The sequence below is a fragment of the Halomonas sp. AOP5-B2-8 genome, assembly GCF_052376475.1.
GTDB classification, from domain to species: Bacteria; Pseudomonadota; Gammaproteobacteria; order Pseudomonadales; family Halomonadaceae; genus Vreelandella; species Vreelandella casei.
In genome coordinates this window covers 82,128-97,690 of record NZ_JBQSVS010000006.1, presented here as the reverse complement: position 1 = coordinate 97,690, position 15,563 = coordinate 82,128, and the positions used below count along the sequence as shown (strand labels likewise).

Genomic DNA, 15,563 nt, shown 5'->3' with positions numbered 1-15,563 from the left:
TTGCCACCACTCTTGTTTTCAATTCACTCGCCTATTCATTCGGCGCGGTCAGTGCTGTGCGAAGGGGCAAAGATCACACACCAATGATGTCTGGCTGCACTTCGATGAGCAGACGGGCGTCCGGCGATGGCGTATCAATCACCTCGAAGACGCGATCAATCATCTCGCCCACGCTTTGTCGCGCCATGATCAGGTGAGGGTGAAACGCGGCGGCCAGCGGGTCCCAGTCAAAACACCCCACAATCATGTCATCTAGCTGGTAGCCGCCCCGCTGAAGCCAGCGCACGACCCCCTCCAGTGAAATCGTTGAGTTGACGAACATCGCGCTGGGAAGCGTGGAGCGGGGGCGCATATATGCCTCTAACGCGACCTGAGCCTTATCGGCGGCATAGTCGCAGGGAAGGATGTCCGCCTCCGAGGTGGACAACCCACGTTCAGCGCGGGCCTGAGAGAAACCGGCGATACGTTCGCGCGTATTGTGATCCTCGCTTCGCCCGCCAATAAACAGGATAGCGTCGTCACGCGCAGCCTGCCCGGCCAAGCGGTCAAGAATGGCGTTGGTGAGCTGCCGCGCGCCTTCCCGGTTATCGGAAATCACCGAAGGTGCCTTACTACCGGGCAAATCCAAGTTAATACTCGCCACGCCGCTTTCGTCGCACATCACAGAGATAGTGTCGGGATCAGTCGCCCCGGTACTGACCAAACACTCGACCCGGTAGGCGAGCATCATGCGCGCTGCCTCGCGCTCCTGCGCCGGGTCGCGGTTGGTGCAGGCGACAATCGCAAACAGCCCGCGCTGGCGCGCCTGGGCTTCAAAATGCTGGGCAATCGAGCTGAAATAGCGGTTGTCGTAGAGCGGCAGAATCATGCCGATAATACCTGAGCGCTCTCGGCGCAGCGCGCGTGCCTGCATATTGGCAGAGTAGCCTTCGCTGTCGGCTAGAGAAAGGATTTTGTCGGCTAGCTTTTGGCTAATACGACGCCGTTGCCAAGAACCGTTGAGCACCGCACTGACGGTACTCGGCGAGGTGTCGGCAAGCCTGGCCAGATCGTAAATGGTTAGCCGCTTAGGTGACTCGCTTACCACGTAACCGCTCCTTGAAATAGATAAAAGTAGCATTGACGTGATTTCATAATGGGTCAATGCTGTATAATGCACAACCGATTGTGCATGCTAAGTTAAGAGAACAAATTCGGAGTATTTACGCATCGCTTGATTAACGTTCAACGCCTTCAGCGTTATGACACCCTCATAGCATTTTAAGGCATAAAGCATCGATGCCTTTTCGACATCGGGCAGCGCACGTCGGCACCGTCAAAACGCTTCAATGCACTCCATTCCACTGGCTGGGCTAGCCAACAGCAAGCAGGCAATGACAATGAAATATAAAGCACTTCTTACCGCCGTTACACTCACAAGCGTCATCGGCAGCAGTGGCGTAATGGCTCAGACGTCACCCACTATCGCTGTGGTGGCGAAGGTAGGTGGCATCCCTTGGTTTAATGCCATGGAAATGGGCATTGAGCAAATGGGTGAGGAATTAGGCGTTGAGGCTTATATGGTGGGGCCCACTAGCGCCGACCCGGCCCTCCAGGTACGCGCGATTGAAGATCTGATCAGCCGCGGCGTCGATGTCATCGGCGTGGTGCCCAACGACCGTGAAGTGCTGGAGCCGGTGCTGGAGCGCGCTCGCGAGCAAGGCATTATCGTGCTGACCCACGAGAGCCCCGAGTCGGTCAATATCGACTACGATTTTGAGATGATTTCGGCGCAGCAGCTTGGCGAAGAGCACGCCAAACTGCTTGCTGAGACCACCGACTGCGAAGGCTCCTACGCTGTTTATGTGGGCGGCCTAAGCGTGCCTGCACATAACGCCTGGGCAGATGCTGCCGTGAACTGGCTGGACGAAAACTGCGCTGGTTTGACCCAAGCGGCAGAGCGTTTCGGCGTGGCCGAGAGCGTCGACGATAGCCGGAATACTACCCTTGATCTGCTGCGCGCTCATGAAGACCTGGCGGGCATTATGTCGTTTGGCAGCCAGGGCACCATCGGTGCCGCTCGTGCGGTTAAAGAGCGTGGACTAGAGGGCGATGTTGCCGTGATGGGGCTTTTCTCGCCGGGTCAGGGGCGTCGTCTGGTGCATGAAGGGGTTATCACGGGCGGTTTCCAGTGGAGCCCACTTGAGGCAGGTAAGGCCTTCGTCGCGCTTGGTGAGATGCTCTATAACGGCGAAGAGATTACCGATGGCGCTGAGCTGCCGGTACTCGGTGAAATCACCCTGGACGGCCATACGATCTTTGCCTCGCAGCCGCTGGAGCTGAGCAAAGAGACCGTGGATGAGTTGGCAGAGCTCGGCCTGTAAGACTGCGCTTATTCATATCGTGTCAACACTGCCGCGCTCAATGAGCGCGGCAGTTATGTTAAGAGAGCCATCACGTCTAGAGAGGAGCCGCCGATGAGCGAGATCGCGATTCGAGCGCGTCATGTTAGCAAGGTCTTCGGGCAAAGCCGGGTGCTCGATGATGTCGAATTCGAACTTCGCCGTGGTGAGGTTATGTGCTTGGCGGGCGAAAACGGCTGCGGCAAAAGTACGCTCATTAAAATTATCAACGGCGTTTACAAGCCTGAGCCAGGCATTGAATTTACATTTGGCGATGAAACTCTCTCAGCCATTAGCCCGCTAGAAGCGCGCAGCCGGGGCATCCACGTCATCTGGCAGGATCTTGCGCTCTTTCCGCACTTAACCGTCGCGGAGAATATCGTCTTTGATGACTACGTCTCAAAGCCGTGGCGGCCGATCTCTTATAAAGAGGCGCTGAAGCAAGCGCGCGAGATTATTCAACAGTTTGGGCTCAATTTAGACCCTACCGCCCGCGTGGACGGCCTTTCGATTGCCCACCGTCAACTGGTCGCAATCTGCCGCGTGCTGCGCGCAGGCGCCAGCATTATTTTTATGGATGAGCCCACCGCTTCTCTCACCTACAAAGAGGTGCAGGCGCTGTTGGTGATTACCCGCTCGCTGGCAGCAAAGGGCATCTCGATTGTATTGGTCAGCCATCGGCTGGCAGAGGTGCTTGAGGTGTGCCAGCGCGTCACTGTGCTGCGCAACGGCCTGCTCGTGGGCACCTATCCCACCGAGGGGATGACCCAGGCAAGGCTCTCCACACTGATGACCGGCCTTGAGCTTGAGTTCACCCCCCGGGCTGAAACCCATCAAGGTCAACCGGTATTGGAGCTTAAGCACCTGAGTCGTCAAGGCGAATTCGAGGACGTCTCCTTCACCCTGCATCGCGGGGAAATCCTGGGGCTGACGGGGCTGCTGGGTGCCGGGCGTACCGAGATCGCCCATGCCATTTTCGGCATGACCCGCCCCACGTCGGGCGAGATACGCAAGGATGGCCTGCCGCTCAAGCTGCGCTCCAATCGCGATGCCGTGCGTCACAAGATCGCCTACCTTTCCGAAGACCGCCTTCATCTGGGCCTGGTACAGAACCAGTCGATTAACATGAACAGCGCCGTCACCGTGCTGCCTTCACTTGAGAAGCCGCGCGGCTTTCTCTCGCCGCGGCGCATCCGGGCGCTGACCGCACACTGGGTCGAGCAACTGAAGACCAAGGTGAGCGATGCAGAGCTTGCGGTCTCGTCGCTCTCCGGGGGTAACCAGCAGCGCATCGCCCTTGCCAAGTGGCTGGCGACCAAGCCTGAAGTGCTGATTCTCGACTGCCCGACCATTGGCGTCGATGTAGGAGCGAAAGCCGGCATTTTCGACATCATCCGTGATCTTGCCGATCAGGGCGTGGCGATTATTTTGATCTCCGACGAAGCGGGGGAAATTTGGATGAATGCCGACCGAGCGCTGGTGCTGCGGGAGGGGCGCATTACCACTGAGGTGATCCCCTCAGAAACAACGGAAGAAGCGCTGGAGGCAATCATCAATGCGTAATCTTTTATCGCGCACACGTATCGGCACCGAAGGGGCGCTGCTGGGCATTATTCTGGCGCTGTCGGTGGTGCTGGCGCTGACCACCGACAGTTTCTTAAGTCTTCAGAACCTGTTTGATCTGCTTAACAATCAGTCAGTCAATATCATATTTGCCGTTGGGCTGGTGGTCGTGCTCATCGCGGGGGGCATTGATATCTCCTTCGCGGTGGCGGCCTCGGTGGTGCAGTACGTGGTGATGACAGTGCTGATCGATACTCTGGGCGGCGGCAGCTGGCCGCTGGGCATCCTGCTCTCAATGCTGGTGGGCACCCTGCTGGGGCTCTTTAATGCGCTGCTGATCCACCGTTTTAAAATTGTCTCGATTATCGTCACCATCGGTACGTTTAATCTCTTCTTCGGGCTGCTGATGTACTTCACGGGCGGCGTATCGATTTACGATATTCCCGACTGGCTCTACTACTCGATTCCGCTGCTCGATCTGCCTGCAGAGCGCGGCTCGGCGACGCTCTACTTCCCCGCTGCCGTCATGACAGTGATGGTCGTGCTCACCTGGTTCATTCTGGCGCGTACCGGCTTCGGACGCACTATTTACGGATTTGGCTCAAGTCCCGAGGCCGCCCGCCGCTCAGGTGTGAGTGTTTGGAAAATTCACGCCTTTGCTTACGGCTGGCTGGGGCTATGCGCGGGTGTAGCGGGCCTGATGCAGGCACATATTGTACAGGAGGTAGTGCCCAACGCCTTGATAGGCCAGGAGCTGCCCATTTTGGCCGCGGTCGTGCTGGGCGGCGCGACGCTGGGCGGCGGGCGTGGCTCGGTGCTTGGCGCAGTGCTCGGCGTACTGCTGCTCGCCGTGGTGCAAAATGGCCTGAACTTGTTGGGCGTTACTCCTTACGCCTTCCGCATGATTGTCGGGCTAATTATTTTGATCGCTATTACGACCAGTAACCTGGGCAATCTGTTGCCCCGTTCAACCAGAGCGAAAAACGTATGAATAAGCCTCTGAACACGCCATCCAGCGCTGGCATACGTCTGGGTGGCGATACCATTGAAGTGATGGCCATGACGGCCCTTTTAATTGCCAGCATCGTTTTTTTCTCACTGCTGGCACCGGGCTTTCTCACCGCGACTAATTTTAACTCGATGTCGATGCAGTTGCCGGAGCTTGGGCTACTTTCGCTGGCGATGCTGGTACCGATTATTTCCGGCGGGCTCAACCTCTCGGTCACCTTTACCGCCAATATTGCGGGGCTCACCACCGCTTGGCTGGTGCAGGGCCTGCTAGCAGGAATGGGCATTTTAAGCGTTCCCATGGCGATTATGGTCGGGCTGCTTGTGGGTGCCGCTGCTGGCTTTTTAATCGGCTTTATCGTTGCCTACGTGGGTGCGCACCCCATTTTAGTGTCGCTAGGCGCGATGATTTTTCTGCAAGGCGTGGGCGAGTTTTTAACTCGCGGTGGCGGTATATCGGGTATGCCGCCAGTATTTCAAACCATCGGTAGCGGAAGCTTGCTGGGCGTGCCAATTCCCATGCTGATCTTTCTCACCGCCGCCGCCGGGCTTATGTACGTCATGCACTTCACCCGCACCGGGTTCTCGATCTATATGCTCGGCTCCAACCCTCGTGCTACCGAGTACTCGGGCATTAATGTGAAACGCGTGCTGATTACCGTCTACACCCTTTCCGGTCTGCTCGCGGGTCTCGCCGGCATGGTGATGCTCGCTCGCTTCAACTCCGTGCGCGTAGGCCACGGCGAGAGCTACCTACTGATTACCGTGCTGGCCTGTTTTCTAGCCGGGGCGAACCCATTTGGCGGCTTTGGCCGCGTACTGCCACTGGTGCTGGGCTTAATGAGCCTGCAGGTGATCGCCTCGGGTATGAACCTGATGGGCGCCAGCCAGCATCTAGCCACCGCCGTCTGGGGTGCTTTTCTAATTATTGTGATGGCACTGCGTATGCCGTTTATCAAACAGTCGTGAGTAAGGTTTTCCATGAGTCATCAAGAACATGTTCTGGGTATCGATATCGGTACTGGCAGCGCTCGGGCGGGCATTTTCACGCTTGATGGCGTGATGCTTGCCGAGGCGAAAACACCCATTGCGATGCATCGCCCTGCCGAACACCACGTAGAGCAGAGCTCCACGAATATATGGAACGCAGTGTGCAGTGCCACCCAGCGTGCTCGCGAGGCTGCGGGCGTGGCGCCCGACGCCATCACCAGCATGTCGGTGAGCGCCACCTGCTCGCTCGTGCTGCTGGATCAGCAAGATAAGCCGCTTGAGCTCTCACCGGGCGATGAGGCATGGAATATCATCGTCTGGATGGACCATCGCGCCACCGCTGAGGCCGCCGAGTGCACGGCCACCAACGCCGCACCACTGTCTAATCTGGGCGGCGTGATGTCGCCTGAGATGCAGATGCCCAAACTAATGTGGCTCAAGCGCCACCGCCCAGAGCTTTACAACCAGATTGGCTACGCTGGAGACCTCGGCGACTGGTTAGGCTTTAAATGCACAGGCTCCATTGAGCGTTCGGTCTGTATGCTCGCCTGCAAGTGGACATTTGATCCACGCCCTGGGTATGGCTGGGACCACGATTTTCTAGATCAAATCGGTATGCAGGATGTACTTGAACGCGCCCGTTTAAGTGACCAGGTGCGCCCGGTTGGAGTAAGGCTGGGGCAATTAACGGCGGCGGCGGCGGCCGACCTGGGACTCACCACTGACTGCACCTTCGCGGTTGGCATGATCGATGCCTATGCCGGTGCCCTTGGCACCCTCGGCAGAAGCCTAACCGACGCCCCCGAGAAACGCCTGGCGGTGATTGGCGGCACCTCCACCTGCCATATCAGCGCCCAACCCGAGCGGCGCGAGGTGCCCGGCGTGTGGGGCCCCTACCCGGGCGCACTATGCAATGGTTTTGTGGCTAACGAAGGCGGGCAAAGCATTACCGGTGCGCTGCTGGATCACTTGGTAGCGATGTTCGCAGCTGGCAGTGAATTTGGCGACGATGTGCACGGTATGCTTTCCGATGTGCTGCTGGAGCGCCTGGAAAACGGCGATCCTGCGCCACATACCCATGTATGCCCCGACTTCATCGGCAATCGTTCTCCGCTGGCGGACCCAGAAATTCGCGGCGCGATTACCGGACTCACGCTAGATACCCCGCGGGAGAGTTTTATTAAGGTCTACTGGGCTGCCGCCACCGCGCTGGTTTACGGCACTCGTGCGATTATCGAGCGGCTAAATGCGCATGGTTACGCAATTGACACGCTGCACTTAAGCGGTGGCCACGGCCGCTCGGCGTTACTGCGCAAGCTGTATGCCGATGGCACCGGCTGCCGCGTTATCTTATCTGATGCGCCGGAGCCCGTGCTGCTTGGAGCTGCCGTGGCGGCGATGGCTGCAAACGCTAATGGCGATGTATTGAGCGTTGCGAGTGAGCTATCCCCTGGCGAGCAGGTACTGGCGCCTGACCCAGCAACATATGAGCTACATTCGGCGCGTTATGCTGCTTTCAAGCAGCTCTACGCTGGACGGCTCGATTAACAACCACCGTTCGCGGGCCTTAAACACATAAGCACACGCTCAGACGTGTACAATGGGCGGCTTTTCCTTGTAATGCGATTTTTTGTAGAGAGGTGTTATTTGTGAGCAGTGCTACGCGTCCTGATGTTGTTCGTCCCAGCGGCCGCCAAGCCGACCAGCTCCGTGAGATTCGCATCACGCGCGACTACACCCGTCATGCGGAAGGCTCTGTCCTGGTGGAGTTTGGCGACACCAAAGTGCTGTGTAATGCCAGCGTAGAAGCCGGTGTTCCACGCTGGCTGCGCGGCAAAAATCAGGGCTGGGTTACCGCTGAATACGGCATGCTGCCCCGCGCTACCCATACGCGCAGTGATCGTGAAGCCTCTCGCGGCAAGCAAGGTGGCCGTACGTTAGAAATTCAGCGCTTGATTGGCCGTAGCCTGCGCGCAGCGGTGAATTTGAAGAAGCTGGGCGAATTCACCATTACCATTGATTGCGATGTCATTCAGGCCGATGGCGGTACGCGTACCGCGGCGATTACCGGTGGCTGTGTAGCGCTGATGGATGCCATCCGCTACCTGCAGCGTGAGAAGAAGATCAAAAGCGATCCTTTCAAGCAGCTGGTTAGTGCTATCTCCGTGGGCATTTATAAGGGTGTCCCGGTGCTGGATCTGGACTACCCGGAAGACAGCAAAGCCGATACCGATTTAAACGTGGTGATGACCGAAAACGGCGAGCTCATCGAAGTGCAGGGTACCGCCGAGGCGGGTTCCTTCAGCCGCGCAGAACTCAACAGTATGCTCGATTTAGCCGAGCAAGCGGGCGATGCGCTGCGCAACCATCAGCGTGAAGCACTGGGAATTCGTGACTAAACGTTTAACGCACGCCAAAAATGCAACAAGCCGACCTAAGGGTCGGCTTGTTGCTTAGTTACCACTTAAACTAATGCGACGCGGGAAAAGTGCGCTGACTAGCGCTTAAAGCGCTAGATCGTACTCAATGATCAGCGGTGCGAACTCGGAGAAAGTCGCATCGTAATCAATCCACGCGTCAACCACGTGGCGGCGGAAGTTGGGGCCGACTAATTGATAGTCGATCCGCCAGCCTTCTTGGCGTTCACGGGGCACGTCTTGATCAAGCTTCGGCCACCAGGTGTACTCACCCGCATCGCGGTTAATTTCGCGGAAGGTGTCGATAAACCCGGTAGGACCAAGCACCTGATCCATCCAAGCGCGCTCTTCCGGGCGGAAGCCTGAGGTCAGTTGATTGTCCGACCAGTTGGCCAAGTCGACGGTTTTATGGGCAACATGCCAAGTTCCGCAGAGGATGTATTCGCGGCGTTTGCGCGACATCTTCGTCAGGTACTCTTGGTACTGTTCCATAAACGCCTGCTTGGCTTTTTGATCGCTTCCGTCAGGCATCAAAAAGGAGACAATGCTGAAGCGTTCATAGTCCGCCTGCAGAAAACGTCCTTCATGGTCACACTGAGGAAACCCGAGGCCATACATAATCGCCTTGGGAATTTTGCGGCAATAAAGTGCTACGCCGGAGAAACCGTCTTCTTCGGCATCCAGGAAGTAGCCTTCATAGCCTTCCGGATACAGAATGTGGTCACCCAGTTCAAAACTTTTCGCCTTAATATTCTGCACACAGACGACGTCGACATCCTGCTGAGCCAGCCAGTCCAGGAAGCCACGCTCGACGGCATCACGAATACCATTGACATTGATGCTGGCAATTTTCATAAATCGTCCCTTTTGCGTCGCTGCTGTATGATACCCGACGTTTAGACGTTTGGGTAAAGGCAGCGACTAAAACTTGCCATTTACCCCATTTTTATTGTTGCTTTCGTACCTATTTAAACTTACCACCTAGTGAGGAATGCCGTGGCCACCACTCTACAACCCTACCAGCACGATTTTATTGCCTTTGCCATTGAGCAAGGTGTGCTTAAGTTTGGCGAGTTTACGCTTAAATCCGGCCGCGTTAGTCCCTACTTTTTTAACGCTGGGCTGTTTCAAACCGGCCGAGCGCTGGCCAAGCTGGGCCGGTTTTACGCTCAGGCGATTGTCGATAGCGACCTAAACGCTGATGTGCTGTTTGGCCCAGCATATAAAGGAATTCCGCTAGCGGCGGTCACGGCCGCAGCCTTGGCCGATCACCACGACCAGGATATGCCTTACGCCTTCAACCGCAAAGAGGCCAAAACCCACGGCGAAGGTGGCAACATTGTTGGCGCGGAGCTTTCCGGCAATATTCTCATTATTGATGACGTCATCACCGCAGGCACGGCGATTCGCGAAGTAATGAGCCTGATTGAGCAAAGCGGCGCGCGTGCTGCCGGGGTGATCATTGCGCTTGATCGCCAGGAGCGTGGCCAGGGCGAACAGAGTGCGATTCAGGAAGTACAGGCACAGTATTCAATGCCGGTGGTGAGTATCGTTACCTTAGAGCAAGTGCTTACTTACCTTGAAGAACACGCCGGTGGCGAGATGCTGGCCTATGCACAAGCGATTAGGGCTTATCGTGATCGCTACGGCATTGCCGGCTGATTAGATGGGCTGCGCGCCTTCAAATCCTTGTTGGCGCCATGCTTCGTAGCTCACAATAGCCACGGCGTTAGAAAGGTTAAGACTGCGGTTGTTGGGCTGCATGGGCAGGCGCAGCTTGTGCTCAGCGGTTAGCGTTTCATGTACTTGGGGCGAAAGTCCTGCGGTTTCAGAACCAAATAGCAGCACATCGCCGGGAGCAAAATCAGCATCGCTATAGGGTCGCGTACCTTTGGTGGTGATCGCCCAGATGCGTCGGCCCTGCATGGCCGCTTGAAAGGCGCTAAAATCCGCGTGGCGAGTAACGTTGGCGAGGTCACGGTAATCCAGCCCGGCGCGACGCAGTTTTTTCTCTTCCAAGTCGAAGCCAAGCGGCTCAATCAGGTGAAGTCGGCAGCCGTTATTGGCGACTAAGCGCATGATATTGCCCGTATTGGGCGCCATGCGTGGTTCAAAAAGCGCTACGTCAAACATCTCCACCTGCCTATTGTTCACCCGTTATGCATTTACTAAGCGCCGCCGATTGTAATCGAAATAGCACTTAAAATAGCACTTAAAATAGCACTTAAAATCGTACGCGAAATAACGTGCAGCACTCGCAGAGGACTACCTTCGCCATGACGCCCTCAACATCTAAGAGCATTCTTAGCCGCATTAAAGGGCTAAATCCACGCCAGCAAGAGGCCGTGCGCTACATTGATGGCCCTTGCTTAGTGCTGGCGGGCGCAGGGTCGGGCAAAACCAGCGTTATCACCACTAAAATTGCTTATTTAGTCCAAGAATGTGGAATGAGCGCACGTAGGATCGCCGCGGTCACTTTTACCAATAAAGCCGCGCGTGAGATGAAAGAGCGCGTGGGCCAGATGCTTCACGGTAAAGAAGGTCACGGGTTAACGGTCTCTACCTTCCACACTCTGGGGCTCAATATTATTCGCGGTGAGCTGAAAACACTGGGCTACAAGCCGGGCTTTTCACTGTTCGACCCGGAAGATGCCAAGGCGCTGCTGCGCGATTTAATGAACAAAGATGCCCAGGTAGATGCCGAGCAGATCAACGCCGTGCAGAGTAAAATTTCTACCTGGAAGAATGATTTAGTGCTGCCCAGCGATGCACTCTCATTTGCGGCAGATGACGATGAACACTTTGCTGCACGGGTATACGAAGCCTACGTGCGCCATCTAAAAGCCTACAACGCAGTGGATTTTGACGACCTGATTCTGCTGCCGGTGGTACTGCTACAGCGCAACCCGGAGGCGCTAGAGCGCTGGCGGCGTAAAATTCATTACATGCTGGTAGATGAGTATCAGGACACCAACGTTTCCCAATACCTGCTGGTGAAGCTTTTAATGGCGGAGCGCTCCACCTTTACCGTGGTAGGCGACGATGACCAGTCGATTTATTCCTGGCGCGGCGCTCGCCCTGAAAACCTTATTACCCTGGGTGAAGACTTTCCGCGCCTGAAAGTGATCAAGTTGGAGCAGAACTACCGCTCTACCGCCACGATACTGCGCGCGGCCAATACGCTGATCGCCAATAACCCTCATATTTATGACAAGACGCTGTGGTCAGATATGGGCGACGGCGCGCCTATTCGGGTGATTGTGAATCGCCATGAAGAGGCCGAGTCTGAGCGCGTCGCCAGCGAAATGCTGACTCGGCGTATTAAAGAAAAGGCCGACTGGCGCGATTTTGCCGTGCTTTATCGCGGTAACTTCCAGGCTCGGCTGTTAGAACTCAAGCTGCAGCACTACCAGATTCCTTACAAGCTTTCAGGCGGTACGTCGTTTTTCTCGCGCAACGAGATCAAAGACACCATGGCCTATCTGCGCCTGCTGATTAACCCAGCTGACGACAACGCCTTTTTACGCATTGTGAACGTGCCACGCCGTGAGGTGGGCCCAGGTACGGTTGAAAAGCTCGCCAACTATGCGACTGAGCGCTCAATTTCGCTGTTTGCTGCCTCTCATGAGCTCGGTTTGGAGCAGGTTCTGCCAACCCGGGCCGTCGAGCGGCTGTCGCGCTTTACCCACTTTATTGACGGCGTGCGTAAACGCATGGATCAAGGCGATGCGATTGCCGCCATTCGCGACATGCTGCGGGATATGGATTACGAAGCGTGGCTGTATCAAAACGCCAGCGCGCCCACCGTCGCCGAGCGGCGCATGGCCAACGTGTGGATTTTGATCGATCAGCTAGAGAAGTCGCTCAACCGCGATACTGAAGACCATACAGATGCCACTGAGACGGAAACCGACGGCATTGAAGCCGCGATTTCACGTCTGGTGCTGCGTGATATTTTAGAACAGCAGGCCGAAGAAGATGACTCTGATCGAGTGCAGCTACTGACGATGCACGCCTCGAAAGGTTTGGAGTTTCCGCATGTTTATTTGCTTGGCCTGGAAGAAGACCTATTGCCTCACCGCAATGCAATTGAAGTGGGCACCGTTGAGGAGGAGCGACGACTAGCGTATGTCGGCATCACCCGAGCACGCCGCACGCTAACGCTAACGCTTGCCCGCCAGCGCAAAGCCTACGGAGAGCTGATGGATTGCCAGCCAAGCCGCTTTTTAGAAGAACTGCCCGCCGAGGATTTAGAGTGGGAAGGCCGTGCGGATAAAGAAGACCCTGAAAAGAAGCAGGCGCGGGGTAAAGACGCGATTGCCGGGCTGCGCTCACTGCTTGGATAATAAAATCATCCACAGGCCGACAGCCAAAATGCCCTGTGGATAAGCTAAAACGCTATTTCAGCACTGCCGATTATTATTCTTCCGCAATCATGTAATCGACAATCGCCATCACTTCTTCATCAGCAAGATTAGGACGGCCGCCTTTTGCCGGCATGGCGCCAATACCATTAATCGCACTGGCATATAATTCGTCCGTACCTTTTGCCAAACGCGCTGCCCAGGCCGCTGAATCGCCCATCTTCGGTGCGCCCGCGATGCCGTTAGCATGACACACGGCGCAGCCCGCACTGGTATAAAGCGCGGCAGCGTCGATGCTGCTAATGGAATCGGCTTCGCTGGCGGCCGCCTCTTCTTCTACAGCAACATCAGCAGCAGCCAGAAGAACGGCGGTCCCGCACGCTTGCCCCTGTAAACACAGCTTACCTACCGGCGCTAAACGCTTGGCAATCGCCTCAGGCTCGTCTTCTTGAGCAAATGCACCTGCCGCGCCCGTAAGCACGCTGAGAGCCAATAGACCGCTGATCATTCCCTTCGCTTTCACTCTCACCACCTCTTGAGTACGGTCTTTTAACGTTAAGACGTGCGTATTGAACGAGTATAGCGGCAACACAAAGCGCAAGAAATGTAATAAAGCGTGCTAGGTTATCAACCTACAGACTATCCTTTATCCTGACAATCAGAGCCTTTATGCGCTATCTCTTTCGATGCTTAGTGGCTGCGGTTGATGTAGAGGAGTAACCACCCCGCCATGCGGATATTATTGGTAGAAGATGACCCCAGCTTGGCATCGGGCATTCGCTTGGCGTTAAAGCCTGAGCATTTCACGGTGGACCACCTTAAGGATGGTGTCACTGCGCTGGCCGCGTTAAAAGAGGGTGAGCCTTTTGATGCCGTTATTCTTGATCTGGGCTTACCGCGAATGGATGGCATACAGGTGTTGGAAGCGGTGAGGCGCCAGGGTAATCGTGTGCCAATCCTAGTGCTGACCGCTCGAGATGCAGTGGATGACCGCATCACCGGACTAGATTCTGGCGCCGACGACTATTTAACCAAGCCGTTTGAAGTCGCCGAATTAAAGGCTCGCCTGCGCGCCCTGTTGAGGCGCAGTAATGGCCAGGTTAATAGCGCCTTGGAGTGCCGTGGTATTCATCTTGACCCACTGACGATGCGGGTAAGCTACCAGGGGCAGTGGGTAGTGCTATCGCGTCGCGAGCTAACCTTGCTGCAAGAGTTTATGACGCATCCTGGGCGGGTGCTCACGCGCGATACCTTAACGCGCCTTGTCTATGGCTGGGACGAGGATGTGGAAAGCAATGCGATTGAAGTACATGTTCACCATCTCCGGCGAAAGTTTTTTCCTCAGCTTATTCGCACACTGCGTGGTATTGGTTACGTAATGGATAAAACCGGCCAGGATGAACGCCCATGACCTCTATCCGACAACGCACCCTGGGGCTTGTGCTGCTGGTATTTGGTCTCAGCATGTTGGTAATTGGTTTTATCAGCTATCGCTACGCGGCTCACGAGGTCGAAGAACTTTATGATGCCAGCCTGGCCCAGAACGCGCGCCTGCTAGACGGATTACTGCAAACTCCGCTACCGGAAGAGTATCGCGACGCGCTGCTTAATAGTTTGGATAACGCTTTACAGCGTGCCAAGCAGTGGGATAAACGCTTTGCAGGGCAACGTTACGAGAGCAAATTAGCCTTTCAGCTATGGGAAAATGACCGTTTATTACTGCGCTCAGCCAATGCGCCTGACGCCGATCTTGCTGACCATCCTACTGGCTTCACTAGCCTTCACATCGATGAGCATGAATGGCGCATTTATGTATTAGAAGTATCAAATTCTACTCAGCGAATAGTGGTCAGCGAACGTGAAGACGTTCGCGGAGAGCTCATTCGAGCCGTGGCGCTGCGTACATTAATGCCTGACTTAATCGGGCTGCCATTGCTGACTGCTTTTTTATGGTGGTCCATCGGCTGGGGATTAACCCCGCTATCGCGCATGGCCGATCAAATTCGCAGCCGTGACCCGCACAACTTACAGCCGCTAACGCTAAGCCCATTACCTCATGAGTTAAACACCATTGCTGGAGCACTCAATCGGCTTTTAAAACGAATTCGGCTGATGCGCATACGTGAAAAGCGCTTCATCGCCGATGCGGCTCATGAGCTGCGCACGCCCTTAGCCGTGCTCGATTTACACGCACAGAATGCGCTGACGGCTGATAATATTGAGGACCGTCAAGAAGCATTAAGCCACTTGCGCAGTGGCGTTGCTCGATCAACGCGCTTAGTCACGCAGCTACTAACACTCGCCCGCCTAGAGCCCGAAGAAGAAGCACTGCCCGATTATCGCCATACGCATCTTCTACGTGAAGTCCGCGAGACCCTAGCCAAGCTATCCCCGTTGGCCACAGAGCGAGGCCAGCAGCTGTTATTAGAAGCGGATGAGCGCGCGGCTTGGCTAATGTTAGAAGAGCCGGGGGCAATTGAAACCTTGGTACAGAACTTAGTCGGTAACGCCATTCAGCACTCCCCCAACCGAAGTGCGGTCAGTATCACGCTGGCAGCAACGGCACAGGGATTTCAGTTAATTGTTGATGACCAAGGTCCCGGCATACCGTTAAGCGAACGCAAAAAAGTCATTGAACGTTTCCAACGTTCCGGCCCCAGTGCGGGTTCAGGGTTGGGCCTCTCTATTGTGGAGCGTTTAGTAACGCGCCATGGCGGTACGTTACAGCTTGAAGATTCACCCAGCGCAGGGCTGCGCGTGGTTATTAATTTGCCGCAGCCAACCGAGAATGAGCTGCTGAAATTGCTCGCTACACAATAAAATTTATCAATCTCTTAAGG

The 15,563-nt window shown here is 55.7% G+C and carries 14 protein-coding genes; 10 read left to right on the top strand and 4 right to left on the bottom strand.

All coding sequences use genetic code 11. The features are described 5' to 3' along the window. Positions 1–73 precede the first annotated feature (73 nt). A complete protein-coding gene (locus ACT3RP_RS14720; protein ID WP_318781594.1) occupies positions 74–1,087 on the bottom strand; it encodes a substrate-binding domain-containing protein in 1,014 nt (337 codons plus the stop codon). A gap of 292 nt (positions 1,088–1,379) precedes the next feature. On the opposite strand from ACT3RP_RS14720, the gene ACT3RP_RS14715 reads away from it, so the two are divergent. The 6 genes from ACT3RP_RS14715 to rph all read left to right on the top strand — a co-directional run bounded on the left by ACT3RP_RS14715 (position 1,380) and on the right by rph (position 8,341). After that, positions 1,380–2,363, top strand: a complete 984-nt coding sequence (locus tag ACT3RP_RS14715) for a substrate-binding domain-containing protein (protein ID WP_225734386.1) — start codon at positions 1,380–1,382, stop codon at positions 2,361–2,363. Positions 2,364–2,456: 93 nt separating this feature from the next. Beyond that, a complete protein-coding gene (locus ACT3RP_RS14710) occupies positions 2,457–3,944 on the top strand; it encodes a sugar ABC transporter ATP-binding protein (protein ID WP_192536032.1) in 1,488 nt (495 codons plus the stop codon). Next, positions 3,937–4,935 (top strand): ABC transporter permease, encoded by a 999-nt coding sequence (locus ACT3RP_RS14705; protein ID WP_192536033.1) that lies wholly within the window; start codon positions 3,937–3,939, stop codon positions 4,933–4,935. Before ACT3RP_RS14710 ends, ACT3RP_RS14705 begins: the two co-directional genes overlap by 8 nt. Next, a complete protein-coding gene (locus ACT3RP_RS14700; protein WP_225734387.1) occupies positions 4,932–5,921 on the top strand; it encodes an ABC transporter permease in 990 nt (329 codons plus the stop codon). Before ACT3RP_RS14705 ends, ACT3RP_RS14700 begins: the two co-directional genes overlap by 4 nt. 12 nt (positions 5,922–5,933) lie before the next feature. Then, positions 5,934–7,490, top strand: coding sequence for an FGGY-family carbohydrate kinase (locus ACT3RP_RS14695; RefSeq protein WP_192536034.1), 1,557 nt, complete (start codon positions 5,934–5,936; stop codon positions 7,488–7,490). Positions 7,491–7,591: 101 nt separating this feature from the next. Then, on the top strand, positions 7,592–8,341 hold the full coding sequence (gene rph, locus ACT3RP_RS14690; RefSeq protein ID WP_441684931.1) for a ribonuclease PH: 750 nt from the start codon (positions 7,592–7,594) through the stop codon (positions 8,339–8,341). 105 nt (positions 8,342–8,446) lie between these two features. Here the strand turns inward: rph and ACT3RP_RS14685 are convergent, their stop codons facing one another. Next, the gene (locus ACT3RP_RS14685; protein WP_096276796.1) at positions 8,447–9,214 is read right to left on the bottom strand and encodes an exodeoxyribonuclease III; all 768 of its coding nucleotides are present in this window, start codon (positions 9,212–9,214) and stop codon (positions 8,447–8,449) included. Between the two features lie 141 nt (positions 9,215–9,355). On the opposite strand from ACT3RP_RS14685, the gene pyrE reads away from it, so the two are divergent. Continuing rightward, a complete protein-coding gene (gene pyrE, locus ACT3RP_RS14680; RefSeq protein WP_441684929.1) occupies positions 9,356–10,021 on the top strand; it encodes an orotate phosphoribosyltransferase in 666 nt (221 codons plus the stop codon). Here the strand turns inward: pyrE and ACT3RP_RS14675 are convergent, their stop codons facing one another. Beyond that, on the bottom strand, positions 10,022–10,492 hold the full coding sequence (locus ACT3RP_RS14675; protein ID WP_441684927.1) for a tRNA (cytidine(34)-2'-O)-methyltransferase: 471 nt from the start codon (positions 10,490–10,492) through the stop codon (positions 10,022–10,024). Between the two features lie 143 nt (positions 10,493–10,635). Here ACT3RP_RS14675 and rep point away from each other — a divergent pair, with 143 nt between their 5' ends. Beyond that, a complete protein-coding gene (gene rep, locus ACT3RP_RS14670) occupies positions 10,636–12,705 on the top strand; it encodes a DNA helicase Rep (protein ID WP_444672298.1) in 2,070 nt (689 codons plus the stop codon). A gap of 73 nt (positions 12,706–12,778) precedes the next feature. Here rep and ACT3RP_RS14665 read toward each other — a convergent pair whose 3' ends face one another. Further along, on the bottom strand, positions 12,779–13,246 hold the full coding sequence (locus ACT3RP_RS14665; protein WP_483394053.1) for a c-type cytochrome: 468 nt from the start codon (positions 13,244–13,246) through the stop codon (positions 12,779–12,781). A 207-nt stretch (positions 13,247–13,453) separates the two neighbouring features. Here ACT3RP_RS14665 and ACT3RP_RS14660 point away from each other — a divergent pair, with 207 nt between their 5' ends. Together ACT3RP_RS14660 and ACT3RP_RS14655 are read left to right on the top strand one after the other, a co-directional pair. Then, a complete protein-coding gene (locus ACT3RP_RS14660; protein WP_444624815.1) occupies positions 13,454–14,134 on the top strand; it encodes a response regulator transcription factor in 681 nt (226 codons plus the stop codon). After that, positions 14,131–15,543 carry an ATP-binding protein gene (locus ACT3RP_RS14655; RefSeq protein ID WP_441684920.1) on the top strand — a complete coding sequence of 471 codons (1,413 nt, stop codon included), beginning with the start codon at positions 14,131–14,133 and terminating at the stop codon, positions 15,541–15,543. The genes ACT3RP_RS14660 and ACT3RP_RS14655 overlap by 4 nt, the downstream gene beginning before the upstream one ends. Positions 15,544–15,563 lie beyond the last annotated feature (20 nt).

Coding starts and splice junctions, on each gene's coding strand:
- ACT3RP_RS14715 (WP_225734386.1), top strand. CDS start 1,380: ATGAAATATAAAGCACTTCTTACCGCCGTTACACTCACAAGCGTCATC.
- ACT3RP_RS14710 (WP_192536032.1), top strand. CDS start 2,457: ATGAGCGAGATCGCGATTCGAGCGCGTCATGTTAGCAAGGTCTTCGGG.
- ACT3RP_RS14705 (WP_192536033.1), top strand. CDS start 3,937: ATGCGTAATCTTTTATCGCGCACACGTATCGGCACCGAAGGGGCGCTG.
- ACT3RP_RS14700 (WP_225734387.1), top strand. CDS start 4,932: ATGAATAAGCCTCTGAACACGCCATCCAGCGCTGGCATACGTCTGGGT.
- ACT3RP_RS14695 (WP_192536034.1), top strand. CDS start 5,934: ATGAGTCATCAAGAACATGTTCTGGGTATCGATATCGGTACTGGCAGC.
- ACT3RP_RS14685 (WP_096276796.1), bottom strand. CDS start 9,214: ATGAAAATTGCCAGCATCAATGTCAATGGTATTCGTGATGCCGTCGAG.
- ACT3RP_RS14675 (WP_441684927.1), bottom strand. CDS start 10,492: ATGTTTGACGTAGCGCTTTTTGAACCACGCATGGCGCCCAATACGGGC.
- rep (WP_444672298.1), top strand. CDS start 10,636: ATGACGCCCTCAACATCTAAGAGCATTCTTAGCCGCATTAAAGGGCTA.
- ACT3RP_RS14660 (WP_444624815.1), top strand. CDS start 13,454: ATGCGGATATTATTGGTAGAAGATGACCCCAGCTTGGCATCGGGCATT.
- ACT3RP_RS14655 (WP_441684920.1), top strand. CDS start 14,131: ATGACCTCTATCCGACAACGCACCCTGGGGCTTGTGCTGCTGGTATTT.